The 26,465-nt window shown below is 65.3% G+C and carries 27 protein-coding genes and 1 pseudogene; 14 read left to right on the top strand and 14 right to left on the bottom strand.

From position 1 onward, the window contains the following. The first annotated feature begins 266 nt into the window (after nucleotides 1-266). Together KM135_RS10750 and KM135_RS10745 are read left to right on the top strand one after the other, a co-directional pair. Nucleotides 267-722, top strand: a complete 456-nt coding sequence (locus KM135_RS10750) for a carboxymuconolactone decarboxylase family protein (protein ID WP_221714006.1) — start codon at nucleotides 267-269, stop codon at nucleotides 720-722. Continuing rightward, nucleotides 722-1,594, top strand: a complete 873-nt coding sequence (locus KM135_RS10745; RefSeq protein WP_221714005.1) for a sigma-70 family RNA polymerase sigma factor — start codon at nucleotides 722-724, stop codon at nucleotides 1,592-1,594. The genes KM135_RS10750 and KM135_RS10745 overlap by 1 nt, the downstream gene beginning before the upstream one ends. Before the next feature lie 570 nt (nucleotides 1,595-2,164). On the opposite strand, the pseudogene KM135_RS19755 reads toward KM135_RS10745, so the two are convergent. From KM135_RS19755 to KM135_RS10720, 5 genes and pseudogenes are all read right to left on the bottom strand, one after another. Beyond that, a pseudogene (locus KM135_RS19755) lies at nucleotides 2,165-3,646 on the bottom strand (DEAD/DEAH box helicase); the annotation flags it as partial. A gap of 240 nt (nucleotides 3,647-3,886) precedes the next feature. Then, nucleotides 3,887-4,678, bottom strand: coding sequence for a hypothetical protein (locus KM135_RS10735; protein WP_221714003.1), 792 nt, complete (start codon nucleotides 4,676-4,678; stop codon nucleotides 3,887-3,889). A gap of 213 nt (nucleotides 4,679-4,891) precedes the next feature. Next, on the bottom strand, nucleotides 4,892-5,935 hold the full coding sequence (locus KM135_RS10730) for an aspartate-semialdehyde dehydrogenase (RefSeq protein WP_221714002.1): 1,044 nt from the start codon (nucleotides 5,933-5,935) through the stop codon (nucleotides 4,892-4,894). Nucleotides 5,936-6,216: 281 nt separating this feature from the next. Further along, nucleotides 6,217-6,681, bottom strand: coding sequence for a hemerythrin domain-containing protein (locus tag KM135_RS10725; protein WP_221714001.1), 465 nt, complete (start codon nucleotides 6,679-6,681; stop codon nucleotides 6,217-6,219). Between the two features lie 261 nt (nucleotides 6,682-6,942). Next, the gene (locus KM135_RS10720; protein ID WP_221714000.1) at nucleotides 6,943-7,236 is read right to left on the bottom strand and encodes a DUF1244 domain-containing protein; all 294 of its coding nucleotides are present in this window, start codon (nucleotides 7,234-7,236) and stop codon (nucleotides 6,943-6,945) included. Between the two features lie 103 nt (nucleotides 7,237-7,339). Between KM135_RS10720 and pyk the strand changes: the two genes are divergently transcribed. Then, nucleotides 7,340-8,797: a pyruvate kinase gene (gene pyk, locus KM135_RS10715; protein ID WP_221713999.1), complete on the top strand. Its 1,458-nt coding sequence runs from the start codon at nucleotides 7,340-7,342 to the stop codon at nucleotides 8,795-8,797. A 143-nt stretch (nucleotides 8,798-8,940) separates the two neighbouring features. Next, nucleotides 8,941-9,405 carry a VOC family protein gene (locus KM135_RS10710; RefSeq protein ID WP_221713998.1) on the top strand — a complete coding sequence of 155 codons (465 nt, stop codon included), beginning with the start codon at nucleotides 8,941-8,943 and terminating at the stop codon, nucleotides 9,403-9,405. A gap of 118 nt (nucleotides 9,406-9,523) precedes the next feature. Here KM135_RS10710 and KM135_RS10705 read toward each other — a convergent pair whose 3' ends face one another. Beyond that, the gene (locus tag KM135_RS10705) at nucleotides 9,524-10,150 is read right to left on the bottom strand and encodes a hypothetical protein (protein ID WP_221713997.1); all 627 of its coding nucleotides are present in this window, start codon (nucleotides 10,148-10,150) and stop codon (nucleotides 9,524-9,526) included. After that, a complete protein-coding gene (locus KM135_RS10700; RefSeq protein WP_221713996.1) occupies nucleotides 10,137-11,213 on the bottom strand; it encodes a Rieske 2Fe-2S domain-containing protein in 1,077 nt (358 codons plus the stop codon). Before KM135_RS10700 ends, KM135_RS10705 begins: the two co-directional genes overlap by 14 nt. A gap of 79 nt (nucleotides 11,214-11,292) precedes the next feature. On the opposite strand from KM135_RS10700, the gene KM135_RS10695 reads away from it, so the two are divergent. Beyond that, nucleotides 11,293-11,847, top strand: a complete 555-nt coding sequence (locus tag KM135_RS10695) for a TetR family transcriptional regulator (protein ID WP_221713995.1) — start codon at nucleotides 11,293-11,295, stop codon at nucleotides 11,845-11,847. Between the two features lie 168 nt (nucleotides 11,848-12,015). On the opposite strand, the gene KM135_RS10690 is transcribed toward KM135_RS10695, so the two are convergent. The 4 genes from KM135_RS10690 to ykgO all read right to left on the bottom strand — a co-directional run bounded on the left by KM135_RS10690 (nucleotide 12,016) and on the right by ykgO (nucleotide 16,534). Further along, nucleotides 12,016-12,723, bottom strand: a complete 708-nt coding sequence (locus tag KM135_RS10690) for a 2-phosphosulfolactate phosphatase (RefSeq protein ID WP_221713994.1) — start codon at nucleotides 12,721-12,723, stop codon at nucleotides 12,016-12,018. Nucleotides 12,724-13,009: 286 nt separating this feature from the next. Then, on the bottom strand, nucleotides 13,010-15,430 hold the full coding sequence (locus KM135_RS10685; protein WP_221713993.1) for a TonB-dependent receptor: 2,421 nt from the start codon (nucleotides 15,428-15,430) through the stop codon (nucleotides 13,010-13,012). 265 nt (nucleotides 15,431-15,695) lie between these two features. Next, nucleotides 15,696-16,232, bottom strand: coding sequence for a 2,4'-dihydroxyacetophenone dioxygenase family protein (locus KM135_RS10680; protein WP_221713992.1), 537 nt, complete (start codon nucleotides 16,230-16,232; stop codon nucleotides 15,696-15,698). Between the two features lie 176 nt (nucleotides 16,233-16,408). Then, nucleotides 16,409-16,534 carry a type B 50S ribosomal protein L36 gene (ykgO, locus tag KM135_RS10675; RefSeq protein WP_008069451.1) on the bottom strand — a complete coding sequence of 42 codons (126 nt, stop codon included), beginning with the start codon at nucleotides 16,532-16,534 and terminating at the stop codon, nucleotides 16,409-16,411. Nucleotides 16,535-17,180: 646 nt separating this feature from the next. Here ykgO and KM135_RS10670 point away from each other — a divergent pair. Continuing rightward, nucleotides 17,181-17,780 carry a DUF4136 domain-containing protein gene (locus KM135_RS10670; protein ID WP_221713991.1) on the top strand — a complete coding sequence of 200 codons (600 nt, stop codon included), beginning with the start codon at nucleotides 17,181-17,183 and terminating at the stop codon, nucleotides 17,778-17,780. After that, nucleotides 17,777-18,910, top strand: a complete 1,134-nt coding sequence (locus tag KM135_RS10665) for a M14 family metallopeptidase (RefSeq protein WP_221713990.1) — start codon at nucleotides 17,777-17,779, stop codon at nucleotides 18,908-18,910. Before KM135_RS10670 ends, KM135_RS10665 begins: the two co-directional genes overlap by 4 nt. A 10-nt stretch (nucleotides 18,911-18,920) precedes the next feature. Here the strand turns inward: KM135_RS10665 and KM135_RS10660 are convergent, their stop codons facing one another. Further along, nucleotides 18,921-19,631, bottom strand: coding sequence for a dienelactone hydrolase family protein (locus KM135_RS10660; RefSeq protein WP_221713989.1), 711 nt, complete (start codon nucleotides 19,629-19,631; stop codon nucleotides 18,921-18,923). Nucleotides 19,632-19,756: 125 nt separating this feature from the next. Here KM135_RS10660 and gpmA point away from each other — a divergent pair, with 125 nt between their 5' ends. After that, the gene (gene gpmA, locus KM135_RS10655) at nucleotides 19,757-20,443 is read left to right on the top strand and encodes a 2,3-diphosphoglycerate-dependent phosphoglycerate mutase (RefSeq protein WP_221713988.1); all 687 of its coding nucleotides are present in this window, start codon (nucleotides 19,757-19,759) and stop codon (nucleotides 20,441-20,443) included. 21 nt (nucleotides 20,444-20,464) lie between these two features. Here the strand turns inward: gpmA and KM135_RS10650 are convergent, their stop codons facing one another. After that, nucleotides 20,465-20,740: a GNAT family N-acetyltransferase gene (locus KM135_RS10650; protein WP_221713987.1), complete on the bottom strand. Its 276-nt coding sequence runs from the start codon at nucleotides 20,738-20,740 to the stop codon at nucleotides 20,465-20,467. 13 nt (nucleotides 20,741-20,753) lie between these two features. After that, complete coding sequence (locus KM135_RS10645; protein WP_221713986.1) at nucleotides 20,754-21,359, bottom strand: GGDEF domain-containing protein; 606 nt, start codon at nucleotides 21,357-21,359, stop codon at nucleotides 20,754-20,756. Between the two features lie 219 nt (nucleotides 21,360-21,578). On the opposite strand from KM135_RS10645, the gene purE reads away from it, so the two are divergent. The 6 genes from purE to KM135_RS10615 are packed head-to-tail and all read left to right on the top strand — an operon-like array spanning nucleotide 21,579 to nucleotide 26,425. Next, nucleotides 21,579-22,055 carry a 5-(carboxyamino)imidazole ribonucleotide mutase gene (purE, locus tag KM135_RS10640; RefSeq protein ID WP_221713985.1) on the top strand — a complete coding sequence of 159 codons (477 nt, stop codon included), beginning with the start codon at nucleotides 21,579-21,581 and terminating at the stop codon, nucleotides 22,053-22,055. Further along, nucleotides 22,052-23,140 carry a 5-(carboxyamino)imidazole ribonucleotide synthase gene (locus tag KM135_RS10635; RefSeq protein WP_221713984.1) on the top strand — a complete coding sequence of 363 codons (1,089 nt, stop codon included), beginning with the start codon at nucleotides 22,052-22,054 and terminating at the stop codon, nucleotides 23,138-23,140. The genes purE and KM135_RS10635 overlap by 4 nt, the downstream gene beginning before the upstream one ends. Continuing rightward, nucleotides 23,140-23,637: a dihydrofolate reductase gene (locus KM135_RS10630; protein WP_221714084.1), complete on the top strand. Its 498-nt coding sequence runs from the start codon at nucleotides 23,140-23,142 to the stop codon at nucleotides 23,635-23,637. The genes KM135_RS10635 and KM135_RS10630 overlap by 1 nt, the downstream gene beginning before the upstream one ends. Nucleotides 23,638-23,645: 8 nt before the next feature. Beyond that, nucleotides 23,646-24,872, top strand: a complete 1,227-nt coding sequence (locus KM135_RS10625) for a dipeptidase (protein WP_425517029.1) — start codon at nucleotides 23,646-23,648, stop codon at nucleotides 24,870-24,872. A 9-nt stretch (nucleotides 24,873-24,881) separates the two neighbouring features. After that, on the top strand, nucleotides 24,882-25,805 hold the full coding sequence (locus tag KM135_RS10620) for a bifunctional riboflavin kinase/FAD synthetase (protein ID WP_221713982.1): 924 nt from the start codon (nucleotides 24,882-24,884) through the stop codon (nucleotides 25,803-25,805). A gap of 56 nt (nucleotides 25,806-25,861) precedes the next feature. Next, a complete protein-coding gene (locus KM135_RS10615) occupies nucleotides 25,862-26,425 on the top strand; it encodes a GNAT family N-acetyltransferase (RefSeq protein WP_221713981.1) in 564 nt (187 codons plus the stop codon). Nucleotides 26,426-26,465 lie beyond the last annotated feature (40 nt).

Genomic DNA, 26,465 nt, shown 5'->3' with positions numbered 1-26,465 from the left:
CAAGGGAGGGCGCACCAGGTCGATCATGCCCCCGGCATGACCTAAACAGTGCGGGGCACTGTTTACCTGATGCGGGGTGGGTGACGCGCGAAGCGCGTTCGCCTCCGTCGGTGTTACGCAGATGCCGCTGCGCGGCAACCCCACCCCTTCCCCCTTCCCTGAAGGGGAGGGGCTAAAAAGGAAGAAGCGAAAAAATTTTCGCCCCCATGTCACATTCGCCGGGGCCTATCTCGTCATGTCGGCACACCCCAAGAAGGAGCTGACCAATGACTGCCAAGCTGAACCCCTATGCCGCCGCGCCGAGCCTGATGAAGCAGTTCACCAGCCTGTCGGTGACGATCAACGACAGCCTCGAATCCAGCCTTGTCGAGCTTGTGAAGATCCGCGCCTCGCAGATCAACCAGTGCGCCAACTGCATCAACATGCACACAGCAGAGGCGCGCGCGGGGGGAGAGACGGAGCAGCGCATCTATCTGCTCTCCGCCTGGCGCGAGGCGCCGTGCTATACCGATCGCGAGCGCGCGGCGCTGGCTTGGACCGATGCCTTGACGACGATGGCGCAAGGGCACAGTCATGAGGCGGCGCATGCGGCGCTGGCCGGGCATTTCAGCGAGGAGGAGCAAGTGAAGCTCACGCTGTTGATCAACATCATCAATGCCTGGAACCGGATCGCGGTCGGCTTCGGCCTCTGGTACGAGACGCCCGCCAAGGCCGCTGCCTGATGCAGGCGGATCGGCAGGACTCCGGCCAACAGGGCGATGCGGCGGCGAGTTTCGACCCGCTGCGTCCCCGGCTCCTCCGCGTCGCCTATCGCATGCTCGGCTCGGTCGCCGATGCCGAGGATGTGGTGCAGGAGGCGTTCATCCGCTGGATGGGCGTCGATCGCGCCGGGATACGCGAGCCCGAGGCCTTTCTGCGCCGCACGGTGACGCGACTCTGCCTCGATCATCTCAAATCCGCCCGCGTCCAGCGCAAGACCTATGTGGGACCGTGGCTGCCCGATCCGATCGTCGAGGAGCACGAGGAAGAGGACGTTACCCTGCCGCTGATGCTCGCCCTGGAGCGGCTATCCCCGCTGGAGCGCGCCGCCTTCCTGCTGCACGATGTGTTCGGCCTCGGCTTCGAGGAAGTGGCGGGCACGATCGGGCGCGATCCGGCCGCGACGCGGCAACTTGCGGCACGGGCGCGCGACCATGTCCGCGAGGCGCGGCCGCGCTTCAAGGTCGAGCAGCAGCGCGGTCTGGAGATCGCCAATGCGTTCTTCGCCGCCTCGCGCAGCGGCGACATGACGGCGCTCGGAGCGATGCTCGCGGCCGACGTCAGCATGCACAGCGATGGCGGCGGCAAGCGTCCGGCGGCGATGGCGGTGTTGCTCGGTGCCAGGCAGGTCGTGCAAGTCCACAAGGCGCTCGGCGTGCTGTTCCGCAAGCATGGATCGCAGTTCGTGCGCGCCTGCTTCATCAACGGACTGCCGGGCTTCGTCACGCTGGAGGCGGACGGGGAATATCAGACGACGGCGCTGGAGATCGAGGACGGCCGGATTGCCGCCATCTATGTGATGCGCAACCCGGACAAGCTGAAGCATCTGCATTGAACAAGAAATAACCCCTCCTCTTCAGAGGAGGGGCAAGGGGTGATGGCGATGCGCCAGCATCGCTCGCGTAGCGAATAGATGCGGCGGCGCAGCACCACCCCAACCCCTCCTCTGAAGAGGAGGGGCTAGGTCAGTTCAGCCCGCGCGACCAGCCCGGCTACGACGACCGCCGCCGCCATTGCCGCTCTGCGGACGTCCGCCACCACCGCCGAAACGGCGCGGTCCACGATCCTGACGCGGACCACGTTCGCCCTCGGCGCGCTGCGGGCGCTGCTCGGTCACACCTTCGCGCATGCGCTTGGGCAGCGGCTCGCCATCGCGCGCCGGTGCCTTGTCGCCATAGACCTTCAGCGGATCGAAGCCGGGACGGCCTTGACCCTGATGACGGCCATCGCCGTTGCGGGATTCGCCATAGCGGCCGCCGGCATTGCGCTGGCCGCCATGATGGCCGCCGCGCTCTCCCTGCGGACGGCGCTCGCCATCGGCATGACGTGCGGGGCGATCGTCGCGACCCTGCGCGTGGCGGCCTTCCTGCGGACGGTTGGTCCAGGCCGGCGCGCGGCTCTCGATGCGGATCTCGCCGGGGCGCTGCTCGGCATTGCGCGGTGCCTCGTCACGGCCGCGCCCCTGCGCGACCTGCGGGCGACGCTCACCACCGCGATACTCGCCGCCCTGGCGTTCACCGCTACGGTCATAGCCAGCAGCGCGACCTTCGCGGCGCTCGCCGCCCTGATCGCCGCGCCCACCGGCACGGACCGGACGACCGCCGCGACCCTGGCCTGCGCCACGGCCACGACCCTCGCCACGGCCTTCACCGCGCGCCGGACGACCACGGCCTGCGCCGGCATCCTGCACGGCGTCTTCCACGGCCTTCTTGGACGGCAGCGGCAGCCGGCGCGCCTCGACGACGAAGTCGGCGGGCAGCGGCATCTCCTCCAGCTTCACGCGCGTCAGCTTCTCGATGTCACGCAGATAGGGCTTCTCGTCCGGCGCCACGAAGCTCATCGCGATGCCGTCCGCGCCCGCACGGGCGGTGCGGCCGATGCGGTGGACATATTGCTCCGGCACGTTGGGCAGCTCGAAGTTGAAGACGTGCGACACGCCCGTCACGTCGATGCCGCGCGCGGCGATGTCGGTCGCCACCAGCACCCGCACGCTTCCGTTGCGGAAACCCTGTAGGGCCGCCGTGCGCTGGCCCTGGCTCTTGTTGCCGTGAATGGCGGCGGCGCTGATCTGCGCGGCGGCCAGATGCCGTGCGACGCGATCCGCGCCATGCTTGGTGCGCGTGAAGATCAGCGCCCGGTCGAGCTCGCCCGACGCGATGGTCTCGCGCAGGCGCAGGGTCAGCAGTGCCTGCTTCTCGGCCTGGTTGACGAAGGTCGCATATTGCTCGACGCGCTCGGCGGTGGTCGATTGCGGAGCGACCGATACCTTGACCGGATCGTTGATGAAGCGCTTGCCCAGCTCGGCGATCGCCTGCGGCATGGTCGCGGAGAAGAACAGGCTCTGGCGCTCGGCCGGCAACATCTTGGCGATCTGGGTCAGCGGCTTGATGAAGCCGAGGTCCATCATCTGGTCAGCTTCGTCGAGCACGAAGATCTCGACATTGCGCAGGGTCAGCGCGCGCTGGTCGATGAGATCGAGCAGGCGGCCGGGCGTTGCGACGAGAATGTCTGTGCCGGGCACAAGCGCGCGCGCCTGCTTGCCGACGGGCACGCCGCCGAACACGACCTGCACGTTCAGGCTCAGATACTTGGCATAGCCGCGCATGTTCTCAGCGATCTGCGCCGCAAGCTCGCGCGTGGGCGAAAGCACCAGCATGCGGCACGAGGCCGGCTTGCGGGGCTGCGGATTGGCCGCGAGGCGATGCAGCGAGGGGAGGGAGAAAGCGGCGGTCTTGCCGGTGCCGGTCTGCGCGATGCCGAGCAGGTCGCGACCCTCGAGGAGCGCGGGAATGGCCTGCTGCTGGATCGGCGTCGGGTCTGCATAGCCCTTCGCGCCAAGCGCGCGGAGGATGGGCTCAGCAAGGCCGAGCTCTTCAAAATAGGACATGAAATATTTCTCAATATATTGATGCGGCGCACGCGCGACTTCGTGGCGCGGGCGCGGCAGGGTTCGTAATGCGACCCTGCGTGAAGAAGGCTGCTAAAGCGATTGTCGCTTCCGTCCATCCCGGCGGCCTGTTTGCGGGTTACGCGAGGCCTCACGCTGCTCGGGATTGCGTCGGCCTTGAAAGGCGGACGCCGGATGCTGCGCTGCACATAAGATGAGTTGCCGGGAAAAGCAAGGAAATTACGGAGCGGTCTCCGCCGGGCAGTTGCCATAGTGGCCGCGGAGCAGTGTTTGCCAGGCCGCCGTGCCGCCGCTCTCGATACGTTCGAGCTTTAGCCGATAGTCGGTCATGCCGGGATGATTGGGCTCGCCGACTTCCGCTTCGATGATCGCGCCGCTCGCCGGATCGATCCAGAGCGTGCCAGTGCCGGGGCGCCCCTCGATGAAGCGCAGGTCGAAGCGGCGGGCGGGCTGCGCGCCGCGCGCCTCAATGCCGCGAAATGTCGCCTGCACGGTCGCCGTCTCGCCGAAGATGCGCTTGCCTTCGGGCCAGACCAGTGCCCAGGCGAAGCGGAAATCGGCTTGCGGCTTCGTTTCCTGCAGCCAGGTGTTGAGATCGCCCAGATCATAATCGAACAGGAACCAGGGCAGGCCGGCGGGCACGCCGCTGGTGTCGGTCATCTTGCCCTCGGGCAGATCGATCGACGCGGTGAGGATGCGCGTGCCGCGATCGAGCACGAGTTCGCCGATGCGCTTCTGGCTGCCGTCGGTCGCCACACGCCCTGCGATGAGCGAACGCGGCTCCCAGACGGCCGGGTCCCTCTGCGCGGTCACATAGGCCGCGCCGTTGCACTTGCTTACCCATTTATAGACCGAGACGTCGGTCGCGCTCGGGCGGAAATGGACGATATGCTCGGGACTGGAGCCGTCGCGATTGGAGCGGACATAGTGGCGGATGGCGTCGTCGACCGCGACCGGCTGATGCGCGCATCCGGCGAGGGTGAGACAGAAAAGGGCGGCGAGAACTCTCACGCCGCCCTTCTAGGTGTATTATGTCGATAACACAATAGAAGCGCAACTTACCCCTCGCCCCTTGGGGAGAGGATACGAAGCCTTATCACGGCACGCGATTGGGCGCTGTTGGAGAGGGGGAACGCCCGCGCGCCCGACCCCCTCTCCAAGCTTCGCTAACTGCTCACGCAGTAAGCTGCGCTATCCTCTCCCCAAAAGGGGCGAGGATAGTCTTCACCGCCCGCAGAGCACCTCGCCGATCTGGATGGCGTTGAGCGCGGCGCCCTTGCGCAGATTGTCGCCCACGACGAACAGCGCGAGGCCATGATCGACCGTGCGGTCCGGGCGGACGCGGCCGACGAACACCGGATCGGCACCGGTCGCTTCCAGCGCGTTCGGCACGTCGCTCACCACCACGCCCGGCGCCCTGACGAGCAGGCCGAGCGCCGTCTGCACGTCGATATCGCGCTCGAACTCGGCGTTGATCGACAGGCCATGGCCGGTGAAGACCGGCACGCGCACACAGGTGCCGGAGACGGGGAGGCCGGGAATTTCGAGGATCTTGCGGCTCTCGTCGCGCAGCTTCAGCTCTTCCTCGGTATAGCCGTCCTCGCCCAGCACATAGTTGAGCGGCACGATGTTGTTGGCGATCGGCACCGCCCACTTTTCCGGTGCCGGCACGAACTCGCCATCGCCATGGAAGGCCAGCTCGCGGGCGCGATCCGTGACGGCTTCCTGCTGGCGCGCCAGCACGTCGATGCCTTCCATGCCGCCGCCGGAGACGGCCTGATAGGTCGCGACGATCAGCCGCTTGAGGCCCGCCGCCTCATGCAGGGGCTTGAGCACCGGCATGGCGGCCATGGTGGTGCAGTTCGGATTGGCGACGATGCCCTTGGGCAGGTTCGCCAGCGCATGCGGGTTCACTTCGGAGACGACCAGCGGCACCTCCGGGTCGGAGCGCCAGGCCGAGCTGTTGTCGATCACGATCGCGCCGGCCGCCGCGACCTTGGGCGCCAGCGCCTTGCTGGTCGAACCGCCGGCCGAAAAGAACACGATGTCGAGGCCGGCATAATCGGCGGTCGAGGCATCCTCGATGGTGATCTGCTGGCCGTTCCACTCGACCTGCGAGCCTGCCGAGCGCGCCGAGGCGAACAGGCGCAGCGTGCCGACCGGGAAGTTCCGCTCGGCGAGCAGCTGGCGCATCATCGAGCCGACGAGGCCGGTGGCGCCGACCACGCCGACATTGACGCGGACATCGGGAGAAAAGCGGGCAACCATGAGTCTTCGTTCCTTCCTGTTGGTGGAAGGCGCGGTGGCTTGGGCTTTCGGTCTGAAAGTCGGCCCCGCGCTCTTCGCGGGGCTTGGGTCCGGATGCTCGGCCGTCAGGCCGCGCAGACATCCGAAACCGCCCCGCGAGCGCGGGTCGGTTTAATGCTAATCGGCTTGGCGATCATCATCGACATAGCGGGCGCCTCTAGCGGCGAGAGGTTAGGATGTAAACCACCCAAGGCACACTTTTGTGAGAAGCCTGTGCGAGCGCCGAAGGACGCGAAATATTATTACGCCGCCGGACGTTGCTCCATCGCTTCGCGAAAATCGTCCGGCAGCAGGCGGATAAGCCCATATTTGAGCGCGGCGGGGTAGAGCGAGCGGTTTTCCATCTCGATCTGCGCTGTCAGCCAGTCGAGGATGCGGCCGGTCTGGTGGACGAAGCCGTCCCAGTCCGCGCCGACCCGCTCCTCATCCCATTCGCACAGATAGGCGGTCCATTCCGCCACCATCGCGTCGAACAGCTTGCCGCGCGATTGCGTGAGTACAGTGAACTCGTGATGCTCGTTCTCGTCTTCGAGTCGGATGAAATCGGCCTCGGCGCGCAGATGCGCGTCCAGCAGACGGGCGAGGCGGCGCAGCGTCTGCAGCGCGGGGCCGGGCGCGGGTTCGTCATGCGCCACGATGTCGCGCAAGCCGTTGACATGAGAGAGGATCAGCGTGTGATCCTTCAGGAGTTCGATGAAGTTCTGCAACGGGCGCGACCTCTGCTGCGGCCGTGTTTCGGCCTCTTCGTCCTCCCACGCTAGAGTCGAATGCTCACCAAGCCGTTACCGCGCCCCTCCGCTCGTCGCATTCCAGGGGCCGAACCCTAGGGATTGTGGGGATTCAGCTGATGCCGGGCTGCGAACGGCCGCTTTTCGCGCTTCCGGTGCTCACGGCCAGCAAGGCCGCTGCGCTCCGGGTCGCTCACATCAGCCATTCTCGCTCCGGCCTGAGCTGAATCCCCACAATCCCTAATGATCGTTCCTGGCCACGCTCTCCCTCATCCGCGCGAGCTGCTCGGGTGTCGCCTCGGTCTGGTAGCGGGCTTTCCATTCGGACTGGGGCATGCCGTAGATGAGTTCGCGCGCCGTATCTTTGTCCATCGCGCCATCGGCTTCCTGTACCCAGTCGGCGAGGCAATTGCGGCAAAAGCCGGCAAGGCCCATCAGATCGACATTCTGCGCATCGGTGCGATGACGCAAATGCTGGACGAGCCGGCGGAAAGCGTCCGCCGCTATCTTGTCATCGAGCGTGTCTATCGTCATTGCAGGGCTCCCATTCGCATTCGAACGGTTTCTGTCCACTTGCGGACAGTCACCGCTTGGCATTTGCCATTTGGGCAGGCATTGGGCTGACGCAAGAGGATAGATGAAGAAGCTCGCCCCCCGCACACGCAAGGTCCGCATTCTCGCCACGCTTGGCCCCGCCAGCAGCAGCGAGGAGATGATCCGCAAGCTGTTCCTTGCCGGCGCGGATGCATTCCGCCTGAACATGAGTCATGGCGGCCATGAGGGCCATGCCGCCAATATCGAGATCATTCGCGGGCTCGAAAAGGATTATGGCCGCCCGACGACGATCCTCGCCGATCTTCAGGGGCCCAAGCTGCGCATCGGCACCTTCGCCCAAGGCCCTGTGTTCCTCGAAAAGGGCGCGCGCTTCGTGCTGGATCGCGATCCGCAGCCGGGCGACGCGGCGCGCGTGGCGCTCCTCCATCCCGAGATTTTCGCCGCCGCGCAGGTCGGCACGCGCCTCCTGATCGACGACGGCAAGCTGGTGCTGCGGGTGCAATCGGCGAGCGACAACGAGATCGAGACCGTGGTCGAGGTCGGCGGGCCCTTGTCCGAGCGCAAGGGCGTCAACGTGCCCGATGTCGTGCTGCCCATGGCCGCGCTCACCGACAAGGACCGGCGCGATCTCGCTTTCGCGATCGAGGGCGGCGCCGACTGGATCGCGCTCAGCTTCGTGCAGCGCCCGGAGGATCTTTCGGAGGCGCGGCGCCTGATGGGCGGCTATGGGCAATTGCTCGCCAAGATCGAGAAGCCCGCCGCCCTGAACCGGCTCGACGAGATCCTCGAAATGTCCGACGCCGTGATGGTCGCGCGTGGCGATCTCGGCGTCGAGCTGCCGCCTTATGCCGTCCCGCCGCTCCAGAAGCAGATCGTCGCCAGCGCGCGCCGCCTCGGCAAGCCGGTTGTCGTCGCGACGCAGATGCTCGAATCGATGATCAAGGCGCCGACGCCGACCCGCGCCGAGGTCTCGGACGTCGCGACGGCGGTCTATGACGGCGCCGATGCCGTGATGCTCTCCGCCGAGACGGCGGCGGGCGACTGGCCCGAGGAGGCCGTGGCGATGATGGACAGCATCGCTCACAGCGTCGAGCATGATCCGGGCTATCTCGACCGGCTGCACTTCACCGAGACCAGCCCCGATCCGACCACGTCGGACGCACTGGCCGAAGCCAGCCAGTCGATCACCGACACGGTCTCGGCCAAGGCCATCGTCTGCTTCACGTCATCGGGCAGCACGGTGCGCCGCGTCGCCCGCGAGCGTCCCTCCGCGCCGATCCTCGCGCTGACCCCGCGCATCGGCACGGCCCGGCGCCTCGGCCTCATGTGGGGCGTACATGCCGTGCGCACCAAGGATATCGGCAGCTTCGAGGAGATGATCGGCAAGGCCAAGCGCATGGCATTGCGCCACGGCATCGCCATGGGCGGTGACAAGATCATCATCCTCGCCGGCGTCCCCTTCGGCACGCCCGGCTCCACCAATGTGCTCCACGTGGCCACGATCCGCGGCGATGAGCTCAAGGTGCATGGGGAGAGCTGAGAGGCTGGCTCCGGAACGATAATGTTTCCGCGCCGGACAAGTCCCGGCCCGCCAATCGTTTAGCATCGGAGCCGTTCGGAACGCGGCGCCTTCCCTCGGGAACGAGTCGCCGCGACGGCTCGGGTTCGGGAGAAGGGCGAGGCATGGCGAGCGCAGCATTGAGCGATGACCTCAAGATCGAAGGGCTGCGGACGCTCAAATTCGCCGTCTCCGACTGCGATCGGTCGCTGGCCTTCTACGAGACGATCTTCGGCGTGCAACGCTTGCCCAATGCCGATCATGTCAATGCCGACGGAAAGCTCTATGCCTATATCTGCCAGTGGCCGGCGATCGGCACCTTGCTCGATTTGCGTTTGCTTCCGGCCCATGCAGCGGCGGCCAGTCGGCTGGACGTGATTTCGCTCGCCGTGCCGACCCGCGACAATCTGGACGCCTGGGTCACGCATCTCGATGCGCATGGGGCCACCCACAGCGGCATCATCCCGACCGGCATGTCCTGGTGCATCGTGGTCGAGGATCCGGACGGTCGCTTCATCAAGATCTTCGCGCGTCAGGGCCACGGTCCCGAGGTCAAGGGCGACATGGGCAACGACTGGTTCAGGAACTGATCCGCCAACCGGGCCGACAAAGGGGAGCGGCTTTGCCGCGCGGCACGGTGACTTCAGGGGGACGGCGACTGCGCGGCCGGGCTGTTTCGGGAGCCCGGTTGCGGTTTGCATGATAGGGTCAGGCCGTCGCCGCCTCCGCCTCATAGACCCAGAAATTCTCGCCGAAGCGCGCGTGCAGCCTGGCGAGCAGCTCTTTCTGGATTTCCTGGACACGCTTGGCCGTGGTCAGCTCGGCTTCGTCCACTTCCTCCCATGTGAGGCTGGTCTTGTCCTCGTAGAGATGTTCGCCGGCGAGCTTGGCGTTTTTGTCATAGGGCCAGATGAATGCCTGACGGCTCTGGACATGGTAGAATTTGTCCGCGTCCGGCACGGGATAGCCGATCGCCTGCATGATGGCGCCGAGGCCGAGCAGGTTGAAGGTCAGCTCGTCCGCCACGCCCCAGTCGGCGACGGCGATGCGGTCGTCGCTGTTCCAGAGGACCACGTCGCCGACGCTGTTGTAGAAGGTCATGACGCCGTCGCGGCCTTCGATCACGGCGGGGTTGGCGCCCCAGGTGACGCGATAGACCGGGTTGGCAACCATCATGTCGTCCGAGCAGATCTGGTCGTAGAGGCCCGCGCCTTCGAGATGCACATGGCGCCAGAAATTCAGCAGGATCTTGCGGTGCAGCGGATTGGTCGTCTGCTCCAGCAGCGCCTCTGTGGGCTTCATGCAGTCATAGACCGCCTGTTCAAACCGGTTCATGATCTCTCTCCTTGGTCGTTGCGGCGCTCTCGGCGCGCTCCTTATCCATCATGGCCTGCAAGATGCGTCGGCCCTGCACGGCGGTCGTGTCGCTCTTCAGCATCAGCTCGGGCGGCAGTTCGTCCATCGTGGTGATGATCTTCTCGATTTGCTCGGTTGCAAAGCTGTCTTCGTCGAGAACGGGCTTGAGTGAAATCCTGGCGCGATCGAGGCGCTCCTGCGTCGTGGCGCTCAGAGCGAAGAAATAGTTGCAGGTCGTCTTGGTCGCCGGCGTCACCGCATGCCAGACGCGGCTGGTGCCGATGACGTCTCCGGCCCGGGCATGATCGCGCGGATAGCGCTGCTCGCCGATGCCCGAGTGAAAGCCGGGGAAGAAGAAATCCATGCCGGAGATGCGGTCGATCGGCCCGCGATAGTCGGTGTTCTCCATATGGAGCGGCGGCTGCGGCGTGTCGTACATATAGCGGCGGCTGGAGAGGCGGCGCTCGTTCAGATCGCGCTCCTCCGGCGTCGCGGCGTCGTCCGGCGTGCCGATGGAGGTGCCGTGCAGATAGCCGAGATGGGTCAGGTCCAGCAGATTGTCGTTGAGCAGCTGGTAGCGGCCGTTCACGTGCATGGAATAGAAGGCGCTCGGGATCATGCCCGGCAGCGTGAAGCCGATCTCGTCCAGCGTGGGGATCAGGCTCTCGTCCGCTTTGTCCGGATCGCCCGGCCAGATCCAGGCCCAGAGGCCGCGTTCCACCAGCTTATAGCTCTTGATCGTGTAGACGCCGGGGATGTTGGTCTGGCTCGGCACGAAAGTGCATTTGCCCGCCGCGTCGAAGGTGATGCCGTGATAGCCGCACTGGATCGCGTCGCCGATCCGCTTGCTCTCGCCGAGCGGGAAATGCCGGTGCGGGCAGCGCCCCTCGACCGCGACCGCCGTCCCGTCCGCCTTGCGATAGAGCACCACCGGCTGATTGAGGATCCAGCGGCTGAGCAGCGCCTCGCCGATCTCCTCGATGAAGGCGGCGACATACCAGCCATTGCGGGGCGCATAGCTGCCGGGCGTGAAGGGATACATATCGACTCCTCTAGCTAATCGAACAGTGTTCGTTTAGGACGTGATGCGTCTCGCGCGATTTGGTGTCAAGGCAGCAGGCATGTCCTTTTCAAAACTCGACCGGGATCAGATCGTCCGCGAAGCCGTCGCGCTGCTGAGCGAGGAAGGGCTGCAGGCGGTGAGCTTGCGCAAGGTCGCGAGCCGGCTCGGCGTCAGCGTCTCGTCGCTCTACTGGCACGTGACGGACAAGGAGACGCTCTACGGACTCATGTCGGTCTCGATCTTCCGGGCCTGTCTGGACGCGGTGCCGCCGAACGACAACTGGCGCCGCTGGCTGCACGATTTCGGGCTCGCGATCTGGGATGCGCAGATCACGGTTCGGGATGCGCGTCAGCTCATTGTTGTCTCCCGACCACCGGCGGGTCTGGCTGAGGAGTCGCTGCGGCGCATCCTCGATGCGCTGGAGGCCGGCGGGTTGCCGCGCGAGTCCGCGCTTGCAGCCCAGCGCTCGGTGCAGGCGCTGGTGACCGGCTGGACTACTTTGCGATCCGTCAGGCCGGATGCCATGGGGGCCGATCGCAACAGTTTCGTCGTCGCGCTCGATGTTCTGATCAATGGCTGGGTGGCGCATCTGGACGATACCCATCCCAATTGAACCGTTCGCCCTGAGCTTGTCGAAGGGCCGGAATTTTCTCAAGCGGAGACGCAGAGACGCGGAGAAATCGCGCGACACTCTCCGCGTCTCTGCGTCTCCGCGTGAGAAAACCCAATAGGCAAAACAGCCCCTCGACAAGCTCAGCGCGAACGGGGGATTGGGCTGCCCCTATTGCCGGTAAGCGCCATCCACCAGCAGCGGCGCGCCGTCGCTGACATCCAGATCCAGCGCCATCTCGACATCGCGCTCATAGCCGCGCGCGATCAACTCCTGTCCGGACATGGCGTTGCGCACCAGATGACCGATGTCCGGCCGCGCCGCCTCGAAGGCGATGCGCGCCAGCTCGGCCTCGGGCGAGCAGGGCAAGTCGAGCGCGGAGATGATCGCGCCAGCGCCGATCCAGTCCTCGATCGCCGGGCGCAGGCTGTCGTCCTGCGGCCAGCGCTCGCCCGCCGGGATCACCGCGATGTCACGTCCGCCGGCAAAGGCGCGCACCGAATCCGCCAGCGCCGTCGCGTTGCGCAGGCAGCCGGCGAAGACCGGAATGTCGCCGCACGCCAGAGAGAGCCGAGATCCGTTGGGGGAGGGGAGCATGAGCCGCGTCGCGGGCGCGATCCCGGCCAGGCTCGCCGGCGAGAGGCTGTAGGACCCGTTCGCGTCGCCGCGCGATTGCGCAAGCGTGGCGCCGACAGCGGCTGCGGCGTCTTCGGCCCGGTGCGTATCGCGCTCATGAGGAAAGGGATAGACCAGAGCGCCGCGCGCCGTCGCCACGTCCACGGCGGTCGAGAAGGACAGGATATCGACGATCACGATGACGCCGACCCGCTCGCGCAGAAGCTCCACGCCGTTCAGGCCCCATTCGCAGTGGACGGTCATGCCCGTTCTCCCGGATCGGTGGCGCCAGGGCGCCGGAGCGGACTATCTCCGGAGGCGTGACAAACGGGAAGAGGGTGTGTGGAGGCTTGCGACACTTTGCGACAAATTTCCGCCGCAGCGACAAACTCTCGTGACAAGTGGGGGCTATACCCATTTTCAACGCTCCTCCCACGGCGTTGAAATTCGAAGACAGCGTTTCTCCCACGCTGAAGGTTCATTCTCCCACTTTGATCCCCGCTTCAGGCCCTCCCCGCTCCCACCGGGGAGGGCCAAGCGATTCAGGGCCTCAAAACTCCACCGACACCGTTGCCTGGAAGGTGCGCGGCGAGAGCGGGCGGAAGGCGCCGTCACCCTGCACCGCCGACGAGACGTAGGAGAGCACATCCTTGTCGAACAGATTGTCCACGTTGAACCGCGCTCGCACCCCCTTGACCGGGCCAACCGTGATGCCGTCGCCGATATCGACATAGGCGCTGAACACCGTGTAGCCCGGCACGCTCGATCCAGGCGTATTGGTGAAGGTCGACCAGCGCCTGCTCGTATATTTGCCCGAGATATTGGCGACCAGCCAGCTTGCCGGCTCGACCGTCAGGCCACCATTGACGATCCACTTCGCGCTGTCCGGCAGATATTTGTCCGCGATCAGGATCGGCGTCGCGGCCGGGATGTTGTCGCGGAATTTGGCATTGTTATAGGTCACGTTGAGGTTGGCATAGGCGAGACCATTCAGGAACGTCGGCTTGTAGGTGCCCGCAAACTCGACGCCATAGGCCCGCACGCGCCCGACATTCTGGAAGAACGTCTCCGTTGAGGCGCCGCCGCCCGGCACGAAGGTCGTGATCGACTGGATGCGGTTCTGGAACGCCGTGTAATAGCCCGCGAGCGAGGCGTAGAATTGCCCCTGATTGGTGCGCACGCCCAGCTCCACATTGGTCGCGCGCTCCGGCGCGGGCTGCGGCACGAGCGCCGAGCTGCCCGGGCGCGTCACCGAATAGATGTCATCCATGCCCTTGGGTAGCGCCATATTCTCTGAATAGGACGCGAAGGCCTGCGTGCGATTGTCGAACTTGTAGAGGATGCCCGCCATCGGCAGGAACAGGTCGTCGTAGCTCGCCGTGTTGAACTGCGGACCCCAGCCCGGCACGCCCTGCGGCACCCCGGCGATGATCTGGATGCGGTAATAATCGTCGAAGTCGCGATAACCGCGCTGCTGATAGTCGAGGATCAGCCCCTTGACGCCGAGATCGAGGATCAGCCGGTCATCGGCGAGCGAGATCGTGTCCTTGATGAACAGCTGGGTCGTGTTGCGTTTCGAGCGATAGTCGCGGCGCAGATAGACCAGCTCATCGAGCAGCGGTGCCCCGTCCGGCCGTCCATCGACCGTGTTGTAGCGCGCCTGCGTGCGGTGATATTTGTCGATCTCGAGCCACAGCCCCGCTTCGACCGTGTTGGCGCCCATCTCCCAGTGCAGCTTGCTGGTCGCGCCAAAGCGGTCGCCGCCCACGCCGGATCGGCCGAACTGCACGCCCTTGGGTGCGACAACGGGGAGTCCTGCCTGGCGTTGCGGATTATAGCGGCCCAGCGAGTTCGAATAGCCGTCCGGCGAGACGCCATAGCCGTCCTTGTCCTCCCAATAGAGCGTCGATTCGAGGAAGACGCCGTCCGCCATACCGAAGTGGAAAGTGGCGCCGTAGAGCTTGTCCTTCCGGACGTTGATGGCGAGATTGTAAACGCCGGTATAGTTGGCGTTGGAGTAATAGATGCCGGCAGTGGTCGGTGCGAAATTGGCCGTGCTGTTCGGCACGGTCGCCGTATTCGGCACATTCTCGATCAAGGCATAGTCGCGGCCGCAGCGCCCGGCGAGATCGCGCGTCACGCAATTGTACTGGTTGCGCGTGATCGTGGGCGAGTCATAGTCGAAGAAGTCGTTCGAGACGAACTTGAAGCGCGCCCAGATGTCTTCCGCCAAATCCACCTGCAACTGCGCTTCCCAATGTTCGCGATCGACCGAGCCGGGGCCGCGCCACAGGTCCGTGTCCAGCTTGGTGCGGCTGACATAGGCCTTGAACGGACCGACCTGCCCGGTGCTCGCGCGGATGAAGGTGCGCTTGAGGCTGTTGTCGCCGAAGCTCTGCGAGACGAACAGGCCCATCTCGTCCTGCGGCGCGATGGAGTGATACTGCACCACCGGTCCGAGCGAGGAATAGGTCGGCAGGCTGACATCGCCCGCGCCGACCGAGGCGACCACGTTGGCCAGATTCTCGTTGTCGACATAGCGGAACACCGGGCTACCGCCGAAGGCGTCGCTGCGCCCGGTCGGGATGCCGTCGATGACGAAGCCGACCTGATCGAGATTGAAGGCGCGGGTCTGGACGCTGTTGCCGAATTCGTAGAGGCCGAGCGCGCCGTCGGTCTGCACGTTGAAGCCGGGCAGCGTCTCCAGCATCTTGAGGCCGGAAATGCCAGGCGGCGCGGAGAGCAGCGCCTCGCGCGTCACCGCCACGGTATTGGTCACTTCGCCCTCGCCGATCGTGACGGAGGCTTCCGAGACGCGGCGGCCGGTGACGACGATCTCGCCTTCGGCATCTGCTTCCGCCTCGGCCGGGACAGTCTGGGCCAGCAAAGGTGCATGTCCCGTCGCTGCCACGCTCGCGAGCAGCAGAGGTAGCGCACGGCGCGGGCCGCACAGGTTCTTGGTGAGCAACATCTGAAAACCTCCCTGTGCCGCCTGAGTGGCGGCTTCTGGCTGGCTTTCAGGTATCCGACATGCCGCTCATGGCGGCTTGTTCATCTCCCTGACGCACGAAGTGCAGTGCAATCAGTTCGTCTCTGCAACGCATTCCCCCGGCTTGCTAGGTGTGCGTTTCTCGTATTGCTCTGGCGCGTGATTATGGGTCCGCAGCCCGGCGAGGACCGTCGGGACCCCGGGCGAACCGCGGTTCCGCTGGCGTGTATGCCGTGTGTTCAATGCGTTACCGATACAGCCCCTCGATATAGGCCGCACCGATGCCGACCTTCTCATAATGCTCTTTGCACATGGCGATATAGGTATGGACGTCGAAATAGCCGACGGATTCGCCATTCTCGTCGAGCCAGATCAGCGGGCCGGTGACGTTGAAGTGGACCCGCATCGGGTCTTCATGCTCATAGGCGACCAGCGTGTGGCCCTCGCCCGGCGTCTCATAGACGAAGTCGCCGGCGGTCGCGACCCAGTCATGCTCCAGATAGCCCCATTTGCCGGAGATGGTGTAGGCGAAGACGCCGTGCGGATGATAATGCCGGTTCACCAGCCCCGGCCCCTTGGCGAGCAATATGTCGCACCACTGGTTTTTCTGCGGCGAGATCCAGAGCGGCTTGGTGAAGACGGTCTCGGTGATCGGCACATAATAGCGCTCGTCCTCCATGTCGGAGGCCTTGGCGATATAGACCTCGGGCAGCGCGTCGGGCTGGAACACCTTCTCGATCGGCTTGAGGTGACGCCAGAATTCCGATCCGATTTCCTCGTTCATGCTCATCCTCTCCGGATGCGGCTGTGCGCATCGTCTCTCCTGTGTCGGGCGAACATAAGAGGAAACGGCCGCAAGTCCCAAGCGGCTTTAAGGCGAGACCACGCAAAAAGCCCGACCAAATCTGGCCGGGCCTTGTATCCTTCAGGCGAACCGCGATGGCCCGCCGCGCGTGTCGCTCAGCCCTGGCGGGCCTTGAAGCGGCGCTGGGTCTTGTTGATGACGTAGGTGCGCCCGCGACGACGGATCACGCGGTTGTCCCGGTGGCGGTCCTTGAGCGACTTGAGCGAGTTACGGATCTTCATGATCGGGCGTCCAAATGATTCTGCGGGTTCGGAAATTTCGAAGTGGCGCCTCTATGGGGGGAGGCGGCGAAAGTCAAGGCGGGGAGGGGTGGATTCTTCTCCGCTTATTCCTCCACAGATCGCTTGGGGAGGGGGACCATCTGCGAGGAGCAGATGGTGGATGGGCATAACCCGGATCGAAGGGTGACATCGCCAATGACCCTCTCCCGCCTGCCTCCGCGGGAGAGGGAGGGGCCCGCCGCTTAGCGGTGGGAGGGTGAGGGTCTTCTTCTTTTTCGAACGCTGACCAAAAAAGAAGAAGACCCTCACCTTCAAAAGAGTCGCGTGCCTCTTTTGAACCTCTCCCGCGAAGGCGGGAGAGGGCAAGGTCGGCCCTCGAAGAATCTCCTGTCCTACACTGCCAATCCCTTGGCATCCTGCCCCCAGGCAAGGCGCACCCTTGTCCCCGACTCGCGCAAAGGATGTTTTACATTTGCCCCGACCCCCGAACTTTCAGAACCTTCGCAATAATATTGCGCGCCTGAAGGAGGCGCGCGGGCAACAGTTGTCGACAAACTTGATCCCGGCTCGGCATGGGTGCAGTCCGGTTCCGACACGAAACTGCGCCGCGCACGTTCTGGAAGAGGCGGCAGAGAGGATGGACGTAATGAGAGGCTCAACACGCATCTGGCCGGTGGTTCTGCCCCTGGCCTTGCTCGCGGGATGCGCGACCGCGCTGGCCCCGGTCGATGTCACCCGGTTCCATGATGAGCAGGTGGCGCGTCAGGGCAGCGTCCGGCTTGTCCCCGGCGATCCCGCGCTGGCCGGCAGTCTCGAGTTCCGCACCACCGCTAACGCCGTGGCGGCCGCGCTCACCCGCACCGGCTTCTCCCCGGTCGCGGAGGGCGCTGCGGGCGCGCAATATGAGGCAGTGATCGATCTGGCGCGCGACACGATCCAGCCCGCGCCGGGCGGCCGCTCGCCGGTGAGCGTCGGTGTCGGCGGATCGACCGGCAGCTATGGCAGCGGCCTTGGCGTTGGCATCGGCATCAACCTCTCCGGCAAGCCCAAGCCGGTCGTGGCGACGCGGTTGCGCGTGCAACTGCGCAACGCGGCCGACAAAAAGGCCATCTGGGAAGGCCGCGCCGAGACTCAGGCAAAGGAAGGCTCGCCCGCCGCTCAGCCCGGCCTTGCCGCGGGCAAGCTCGCCGATGCGCTGTTCCAGGGCTTTCCCGGCCAATCGGGTGCGACTATCACCGTCAAATGACCGATCTCCTCATCAACGCCGCGTTCGACAGCGGTAACGTCGTCGTCGAGAGCATCGACGGCGCCACCGCCACCCTCTCGATCCGCAAGGATCATGAGAGCGACTTCTTCCAGTGGTTCCACTTCCGCGTCGCCGCGCCCGCAGGCACGGAGCTGGTGCTGAAAATCACCGGATTGGTGAAATCGGCCTATCCGGATGGCTGGCCCGACTATTATGCCTGCGTCTCCGAGGATCGCGAGACATGGTCGCGCGCGCCCTCCAGCTTCGAGCCCGGCGAGGCCGGCGGCACGTTGACGATCCGCCACACGCTCTCGGCCGATGCGGCCTGGTTCGCCTATTTTGCGCCTTACTCGCTGGAGCGGCATCATGATCTCATCGCGCAAGCCGCCTCCTGCCCGGGCGTAACCCTGCGCCAGCTTGGCCTGACGCTCGATGGTCGCCCGCTCGATTGCCTGGAAATGGGCACCGGCAAGAAACCCATCTGGCTCATTGCGCGCCAGCATCCCGGCGAATCCATGGCCGAATGGTGGATGGAAGGCGCGCTCGACATGCTCACCGATCCGAGCAACGTTCATGCCCGCAAACTGCTCACCAAGGCGCGACTCTATATTGTGCCGAACATGAACCCGGATGGTTCGACGCGAGGCCATCTCCGCACCAATGCGGCTGGCGTCAATCTCAACCGCGAATGGCATGACCCCAGCGACGCGCGTTCACCGGAAGTAAAATGCGTGCGCGACCGGATGGACGAGACCGGCGTCGTCTTCGCCATGGACGTGCATGGCGACGAGGCGATTCCCGCCGTGTTTCTCGCCGGCTTCGAGGGCATTCCCTCGCTCAAGGACAAGCAGATCGGCCTGTTCCGCAAATATCGCGACACGCTGGCGACCCGCACGCCCGATTTCCAGAACCGCCTCGGCTATGTCGAAGCGAGGCCCGGCAAGGCCAATCTCTCCATGGCCACCGCCCAGCTCGCCGAGCGCTACGGCGCCGTCGCCATGACCCTCGAAATGCCCTTCAAGGACAATTTCGACATGCGCGACGACACGCAGGGCTGGAGCCCCGAGCGCTCGATGCAGCTGGCGCGCGACTGCCTCGCGACGCTGGCTGAGATGGTCGGGGAGTTGTGAGGCTGGCCGCTCAGCCCAGCGCTTCCTCCAGGAAGTCGAGCGCCAGCTTCCAGCTGCGCCGGTTGGTGTCGGCCTGGAAACCGAAGGCGGAGCTGGGCGGTGTGTTGTCGGCGGTGAAGCCATGACCGGTCCGGCCGTAGCTGATGAACTGGAAATCGACATCCGCCTCGGTCAGCTCCTGGCAGAGCGCCACTTTCGCGTCGGGCGGGCAGAGATTGTCGTTCCAGCCGTCGCAGATCAGAAGCTTTGCCGTGATCGCGGCATTGGGGAAGGGAGGTGCATCGTAAACGCCGTGGAAACTGATGCCGCCCTTGATGTCGCCGCCGGCACGGGCGAGATCGAGCACGCATTTGCCGCCGGCGCAGAAGCCGATCGCGCCGAGCCGCGCGGCATCGACGCCGGACAGCGCCTTCAGCTCCGCGAGAGCAGCGAGCAGGCGGGCTTTCACGACCATGCGATCGGCCATGAAGTCGTGCAGCAGCTTGCTGGAGGATTCCATGTCAGTGCCGCGCTTGCCCTGGCCGTAGAAATCGACGACCAGCACCTTGTGGCCCTGCGCCGCCAGCGTCTCGGCCTTGGCATAGTCCCACTCCTTGGCGCCGAAGAAGTTGGGGAAGAGCAGGATGCCCGGCTGCGTGCCGGCGCTCTGGTCCGCGACGAAGGTCGATTCGAAAGTCTCGCCGGTGGCCTCATGAATGTGGGTCGTCCGCTCGATCACCATCGTCCGTCTCCTTCGTCATGCTTCGACGCGCGTTTCCATGACGGATTGTCATGCCGCGGACAAGTTGCGTGCCGGTGAAATCGCGCTATCAGGCGCGCAGCAATCGCACCGGGAGCTAGTAATCCATGCCCACGCTCGTCCTCATCCGCCACGGCCAGTCCGCCTGGAACCTCGAAAACCGCTTCACCGGCTGGTGGGATGTCGATGTGACCGAGAAGGGCGCGGCCGAAGCGAAGGCCGCCGGCGAGTTGCTCGCGGCCAAGGGCCTCGATTTCGACCAGTGCTTCGCCTCGGTCCAGCTCCGCGCGATCAAGACGCTGAACATCGCGCTGGAGGCGATGGGCCGCCTCTGGCTGCCGGTCGAGAAGGACTGGCGGCTCAACGAGCGACATTATGGCGGCCTGACCGGCCTCAACAAGGCGGAGACCGCGGCCAAGCATGGCGACGAGCAGGTCAAGATCTGGCGCCGCAGCTTCGACATCCCGCCGCCGCCGCTCGCGCCGGGCGGCGAGTTCGATCTCTCCAAGGATCGCCGCTATGCCGGCATCGCGATCCCGGACACGGAGAGCCTCAAGGACACGATCGCCCGCGTGCTGCCTTATTGGGAAGCGCGCATCGCGCCCGAGCTGAAGGCCGGCAAGCGCGTGCTGATCTCCGCCCACGGAAATTCGCTGCGCGCGCTGGTCAAGCATCTCTCGGGCATTCCGGACGACGAGATCACCAGCCTCGAAATCCCGACCGGACAGCCGATCGTCTACGAGCTTGCCGACGACCTGACGGCGAAGGACCGCTATTATCTGTCGGAGCGCTGAGCGAGGGGATCATGCCGGCGGTCAGTCCGCCAGCACGTCCCGTTCCTCGGGGTGCCGATTGAAATAATCGACGATGTAGCTGCACAGGGGGACGATCTTGAGCCCCTTGGCGCGCACGTCGGCCAGCATGCCGCGCACGAGCTGTCCGGCAAGGCCGCGGCCCTGCAGTTCCGGCGGCGTCTCGGTATGGGTGATGAGCAGCTTGTCGCCCTGCCGAATGTAGTCGGAGAAGACGAGTCCGCCATCGACGGCCAGCTCGTAACGCTTCTTGTCGGGATTGTCGCGAACCTCGTTCATATGGTCCTCGCCCTCAATTGCCATTGCCGCGCTTGGCGGCATACATGGCCATGTCCGCCCGGGCGATCGCGGCGAAGTCATTGTCGCCTTCGCGCAGCGCCGTGCAGCCGAAAGCGGCGGAGAGCGGCAGATGCTCCTCGCCGAAGCGGCATTCGGTCTGCGCGATCATCTCGGCGAGATGCGCGGCCTTCTCATTGGCGGCTTCCTCGGTGACGCCGTCGAGCAGGAGGGCGAATTCATCGCCGCCCACGCGCGCCGCGATATCGGTCGCGCGCACGCTGCTGGCCAGCAGCCGTGCGATATGCAGCAGCGCCAGGTCGCCCGCGCTGTGGCCATATGTGTCGTTGATCCGCTTCATCCCGTTCACGTCGATGAAGACCAACGCCGACTGCGTGCCGTAACGCTCCAGGCGGCTCAGCCGCTCGGCGAGGCAAGTGATGAAATGCCGACGGTTGAACAGCGGCGTGAGCGTGTCGCGCACAACCAGCCGTTCCAGCTCCTCGTTGGCGAGCTGCATCAATCGCAACTCCCTGCGGAGCGCGATCACTTCCTGTTCCAGTGCCGAGCCGTCGCCGACGTCAGGGTCGCGCGGAACGTCTCGGGTAGTGGCCCGTGCCAAGCTCTACCTCCCTTTGCGCGACCAAAAGGTGTCCCCGTTGAGCGAAACATAATTGCATAATTTGGTTTTTGCAGCCCAAAAAGTTCAGTGCGATCCGAACTCGAACCGTTTTGACCGGTTGTGCGCTATGTCCGTGATCTCTATTGGCGAGGAAATTAACGAAAGGTTTCCATGCAGCGTCTTCTATGACGTTCGGCATAGATGAGAACGGGGCGGGAAATGGTCAAAATCGGCGTAATCATGGGCTCTCAATCGGATTGGGAGACGATGCGCCACACGGCCGAGACGCTGACCGCGCTCGAGATTGCGCACGAGTGCCGCATCGTCTCGGCGCATCGCACGCCGGATCGGATGGTCGATTATGCCAAGAGCGCGGCGGCGCGCGGCCTGCATGTCATCATCGCTGCCGCCGGTGGCGCGGCGCACCTGCCCGGCATGACTGCGTCGATGACCCGACTGCCGGTGCTGGGCGTGCCGATCCAGTCGGCTGCGCTGTCCGGTGTCGATAGCCTCTATTCCATCGTCCAGATGCCGGGCGGCATTCCCGTCGGTACGCTGGCAATCGGCAAGCCGGGCGCGATCAATGCGGCGCTGCTCGCCGCCGCGATTCTCGCCAATCACGATCCTGCCCTGGCCGAGCGGCTGGACGCCTGGCGCAAGCGGCAGACCGATGCGGTTGCGGAAGCGCCTGAATGAAACTCGTCCCGCCCGGGTCGACCATCGGCATAGTCGGCGGCGGTCAGCTTGGCCGCATGCTGGCCATAGCCGGCATCCAGCTCGGCTATCGCACCCATGTCTTCGCGCCGGAAGCGAGCGGCCCGGCCGCCGATGTCGCCGTTGCCTGGACGCAGGGAGCCTATGAGGATGCGGATGCGCTCCGCCGCTTCGCCGAATCGGTCGACGTCATCACCTATGAGTTCGAGAATGTGCCTTCGGCCGCGGTCGCGGTGCTGGCCGGGCTCGGCCATGTCCAGCCCAACGCGCGCGCGCTGGAAATCGGGCAGGACCGGCTCGCCGAGAAGAGCTTCGTCACGGGTCTCGGCGGCACGACCGCGCCTTATGCGCAGGTCGAGAGCCTAGACGCGCTGAGCGCCGCGATCGCTCAGGTCGGCGCGCCCGCCATCCTCAAGACGACGCGCTTCGGCTATGACGGCAAAGGTCAGGCGCGGCTCCTCGATGCGACGCCGGAGACGCTCGACCGCGCCTGGGCGGAGATTGCTGGCCAGCCCGCTATTCTCGAAGGTTTCGTCCATTTCGATCACGAATTCTCGGTGATCCTCGTGCGCGGGCATGATGGGCAGGTCCGCTTCTGGGATTCGCCGCACAATGTGCATGAAGCGGGCATCCTCGCGACCTCGACCGTGCCTGCCCCCGCGCCGGTGCTTGAGCAGGTGGCGCAGGCGCGCGCTATTGCCGCGAAGGTGGCCGAGGCGCTCGACTATGTCGGCGTGCTGACGCTGGAATTCTTTGCCAGCGCCGCGGGGCCAGTGTTCAACGAACTGGCACCGCGCGTCCACAATAGCGGCCACTGGACGATCGAGGGCGCCGTCACCAGCCAGTTCGAGAATCATGTTCGCGCGATCTGCGGCCTGCCGCTCGGTTCGACGGTGCTGGCGGCGCCCGGCGTCGTCATGGAAAATCTCATTGGCGACGAAGCGCATGACTGGGCCGCGATCCTCGCCGACGAGACGGCGCATCTCCACCTCTATGGCAAGCATGAGGCGCGCCCGGGCCGCAAGATGGGCCATGTGACGCGCCTGCGCCTCGGTGGCCAGCAATGATGAGCGCGGGCAAGCCCGAGATCGTGCTGCTGTTCGCGCGCGCCGCCAATGGCGTGATCGGTTCGGACGGTGACATTCCCTGGCATATTCCGGGCGAGCAGCGCCGCTTCAAGGAGATGACCATGGGGACGCCGATGGTCATGGGCCGCAAGACCTTCGACAGTTTCCCGAAGCCGCTGCCCGGCCGCCGCCACATCGTGCTGACGCGCGACCGGGCGTGGCAGAAGGACGGCGCCGAGGTTGTCCATGGCATCGAGGCCGCGATCGAGACCGCCGATGCCCTGAGCATTTCGGTCATCGGCGGCGGTGATATCTACCGGCTCTTCGAGCCGATCGCCGATCGCATCGAGCTGACCCATGTCGATCTGGCGCCCGAAGGCGATGCCCGCATCGACGCGCCCGACCCGGTGAGATGGCGAGAGGCCAAGCGCGAGGACTTCCCGGCCAATGGCGACGTGCCGGCTTACAGCTATGTGACCTACCTGCGCCGGGATTGATGGGACGATTGGGGCAACTGATCCGCAAACGCTGGCGCTGGCTCCTCGGTGCTTTCATCGCCAAGCTGCTCCTTGCCGTCGCCTTCTTCCTGTTCCTCCCCGGCCTGGTCGAGCACATGCAGAACGGCATAGCCGGTGCGCTGGCGCGCCCGGTCGGCGGGGAAGCGCAGGCGCTGCACCGGCGGCTCGTCATCGCGGACATGCATGCCGACAGTCTGCTCTGGGACCGCGATCTCAACGTGCGCGCGAAGAACGTCCATATCGACGTGTCGCGCCTCGCCGAAGGCAATGTCGCGCTCCAGATCTTCTCGTCCGTCACCAAGTCGCCGCGCGGACTCAACTATGTCTCCAATGACGGCGATAATGCCGACCTGCTGACCGCGCTCATGGTCGCGCAGCTCGCGCCGCCCAGGACGTGGACCTCGCTGCTGGAGCGCTCGCTCTGGCATGCCGAGCGGCTGCGGCGTTATGCGGCGGCATCGAACGGCCAATTGCGCGTGGTCACCAGCCCGGCGGAACTCGATCGCCTGCTGGCCGACCGGCAGCGGGGCATGCCGGTCATCGGCGCCATGCTCTCGGTCGAAGGCCTTCACGATCTCGACGGCAATTCGGCCAATCTCGACCGGCTCCACGCAGCGGGCTTCCGCATGGCGGGCCTTGCGCATTTCTTCGACAATGATGTGGCCGGCTCGATGCACGGCCTCGCCAAAGGTGGCCTGACGCCGATGGGCCGCGCGCTGATCCGCCGTCTGGAAGAGAAGGGCATGATCGTCGACATCGCCCATGCCAGCCACCAGACGGTGCGCGAAGTGCTGGCTATGGCGCGACGGCCTGTGGTTTCCAGCCATGGCGGCGTCCAGGCGACCTGCAAGGAGAACCGCAATCTGAGCGATGAAGAGATTCGCGGCATCGCGCGCACCGGCGGCGTGATCGGCATCGGCTATTGGGACGCGGCGATCTGCTCGACCGATCCGCGTGCGATCGGCGCTGCTATTGCGCATGTACGTGACGTTGCCGGCATCGATCATGTCGGGCTGGGGTCTGACTTCGACGGTGCTGTCGTCACGCCGTTCGATGCCGCCAGTCTCGTGCAGGTGACGCAGGTGCTGATCGAGCGTGGCTTCAGGGAAGGCGAGATCGCCAAGGTAATGGGCGGCAATGTCCTGCGCGTGCTGCGCGCCGGTATGAGTCCGCTCGGCAAGGGGACTGGCGCGGGCGCCAAGCCCTCCCTATAGCCGCGCGGAATGGAACGGATCACCAGCGAGCTTGCGATTCCCGCGCATCTGCGTGGCGGCATCATCGCACTCGGCAATTTTGACGGTTTTCATAGCGGCCATCAGGCCGTGGTCGCTCGCGCCGTCGATCTGGCACGAGCGCAAGGGCGGCCGGCGATTGTCGCGACTTTCGATCCGCATCCGGTTCGTCTGTTCCGCCCGGATACGCCCTGGTTTCGCCTGACCACCCTCGATCAGCGTGAGCAGCTCTTTGCCGAGGTAGGGGCGGACGCAATGCTGGTCTTCCAGTTCAATCAGGCGCTTGCGGCGCGCGGCGCTGAGGATTTCATCGACATGCTGGCCGACGATTTCGGCGCGGCCGGGGTCGTGACTGGCGAGGATTTCACGTTCGGCCGGGGGCGGAGCGGCAACATCGACGTGCTGCGCGGCCTCGGCGCCGTGCGCGGGCTGGTTGCCGAGGCCGTGCCCCCGGTGCTCGACGAGCATGGCGAGATTGTCTCATCCAGCCGTATCCGCGACGCGCTGGTGGCCGGCGATTGCGCGACCGCAACGCGGCTGCTGACCCGGCCCTTTGCTGTCCGCGGCGAGGTGATTCATGGCGACAAGCGCGGTCGCACCGTCGGTTTTCCGACGATCAACATGCTGCTCGATCACTATCTGCGCCCGGCCTATGGCGTGTATGCCGTCAAAGTGCGCCTGCCGGATGGGCGGGTTAGCGGCGGTGCAGCCAATGTCGGCATCCGCCCGACATTCGATCCACCCAAGGAATTGCTTGAGACCTACATTTTCGATTTTTCCGGCGATCTTTACGGGCAGACGATCGAAATCGAACTCATCGAGCGGTTGCGCGGCGAAGCGAAATTCGACAGCCTCGATGCGCTGGTCGCCCAGATGGATCGGGACGTCGAGCAGGCTCGCGCGATCGTCAGCTGAATAGACAAGCCGCCTTAGAGGCGCGCGGCCGGACCGGCAAACCAGGAGAGAGACGTTTGACCCAGACCCCGATTATCGAGACGCCACGATTGCGCCTGCGCGGCTTCCGCGCCGAGGATGTCGAGACTTTCTGTGCCCAGATGGCTGACAATGGCTTTGCGCAATATATCACGCGCGAGGGGCGGGGCCTGACGCACGGCGAGAGCTGGCAGCGTTTCTGCAGCCTCGCGGGGCATTGGGTTGCGCGCGGCTTCGGCAATTTCGCGGTGGAGGACAAGGCGAGCGGCGCGTTCGTCGGCCATGCCGGCCCGCTGGAGCCGCCGGGCTGGCCGGCCTTCGAGATCGGCTGGGGCATCTTCCCCGCCTTTCAGGGCCGCGGTTACGCGACCGAGGCAGCAGCGGCGGCCTTCCATTGGGCGCATCACGCGCTCGGCAAGGGCGAGACGCTCCACATGATCGATCCGGTCAACGCCGCCAGCGAGAAAGTCGCCCGCGCGCTTGGTGCCGAGCCGGGCGAGATGTGGACACCTTTCTGGCCAGACCCCAAGCCAGTCCGCAAATGGCGCACGACCTGGGCGGCGTTCAAAGCCTCCCCGGCGTTCGCGCGATTGACGGCCTGACCCCTTCATTCCTCCCCATCTGCGATGGGGAGGATTTTCT

This window comes from Sphingobium xanthum (assembly GCF_019737615.1).
GTDB lineage: Bacteria > Pseudomonadota > Alphaproteobacteria > Sphingomonadales > Sphingomonadaceae > Sphingobium > Sphingobium xanthum.
This window is presented reverse-complemented; position numbering and strand designations above follow the sequence as displayed.

Coding starts and splice junctions, on each gene's coding strand:
- KM135_RS10750 (WP_221714006.1), top strand. CDS start 267: ATGACTGCCAAGCTGAACCCCTATGCCGCCGCGCCGAGCCTGATGAAG.
- KM135_RS10745 (WP_221714005.1), top strand. CDS start 722: ATGCAGGCGGATCGGCAGGACTCCGGCCAACAGGGCGATGCGGCGGCG.
- KM135_RS10730 (WP_221714002.1), bottom strand. CDS start 5,935: ATGGTTGCCCGCTTTTCTCCCGATGTCCGCGTCAATGTCGGCGTGGTC.
- KM135_RS10720 (WP_221714000.1), bottom strand. CDS start 7,236: ATGACGATAGACACGCTCGATGACAAGATAGCGGCGGACGCTTTCCGC.
- pyk (WP_221713999.1), top strand. CDS start 7,340: ATGAAGAAGCTCGCCCCCCGCACACGCAAGGTCCGCATTCTCGCCACG.
- KM135_RS10710 (WP_221713998.1), top strand. CDS start 8,941: ATGGCGAGCGCAGCATTGAGCGATGACCTCAAGATCGAAGGGCTGCGG.
- KM135_RS10705 (WP_221713997.1), bottom strand. CDS start 10,150: ATGAACCGGTTTGAACAGGCGGTCTATGACTGCATGAAGCCCACAGAG.
- KM135_RS10700 (WP_221713996.1), bottom strand. CDS start 11,213: ATGTATCCCTTCACGCCCGGCAGCTATGCGCCCCGCAATGGCTGGTAT.
- KM135_RS10695 (WP_221713995.1), top strand. CDS start 11,293: ATGTCCTTTTCAAAACTCGACCGGGATCAGATCGTCCGCGAAGCCGTC.
- KM135_RS10690 (WP_221713994.1), bottom strand. CDS start 12,723: ATGACCGTCCACTGCGAATGGGGCCTGAACGGCGTGGAGCTTCTGCGC.
- KM135_RS10685 (WP_221713993.1), bottom strand. CDS start 15,430: ATGTTGCTCACCAAGAACCTGTGCGGCCCGCGCCGTGCGCTACCTCTG.
- KM135_RS10680 (WP_221713992.1), bottom strand. CDS start 16,232: ATGAACGAGGAAATCGGATCGGAATTCTGGCGTCACCTCAAGCCGATC.
- ykgO (WP_008069451.1), bottom strand. CDS start 16,534: ATGAAGATCCGTAACTCGCTCAAGTCGCTCAAGGACCGCCACCGGGAC.
- KM135_RS10670 (WP_221713991.1), top strand. CDS start 17,181: ATGAGAGGCTCAACACGCATCTGGCCGGTGGTTCTGCCCCTGGCCTTG.
- KM135_RS10665 (WP_221713990.1), top strand. CDS start 17,777: ATGACCGATCTCCTCATCAACGCCGCGTTCGACAGCGGTAACGTCGTC.
- KM135_RS10660 (WP_221713989.1), bottom strand. CDS start 19,631: ATGGTGATCGAGCGGACGACCCACATTCATGAGGCCACCGGCGAGACT.
- gpmA (WP_221713988.1), top strand. CDS start 19,757: ATGCCCACGCTCGTCCTCATCCGCCACGGCCAGTCCGCCTGGAACCTC.
- KM135_RS10650 (WP_221713987.1), bottom strand. CDS start 20,740: ATGAACGAGGTTCGCGACAATCCCGACAAGAAGCGTTACGAGCTGGCC.
- purE (WP_221713985.1), top strand. CDS start 21,579: ATGGTCAAAATCGGCGTAATCATGGGCTCTCAATCGGATTGGGAGACG.
- KM135_RS10635 (WP_221713984.1), top strand. CDS start 22,052: ATGAAACTCGTCCCGCCCGGGTCGACCATCGGCATAGTCGGCGGCGGT.
- KM135_RS10630 (WP_221714084.1), top strand. CDS start 23,140: ATGAGCGCGGGCAAGCCCGAGATCGTGCTGCTGTTCGCGCGCGCCGCC.
- KM135_RS10620 (WP_221713982.1), top strand. CDS start 24,882: ATGGAACGGATCACCAGCGAGCTTGCGATTCCCGCGCATCTGCGTGGC.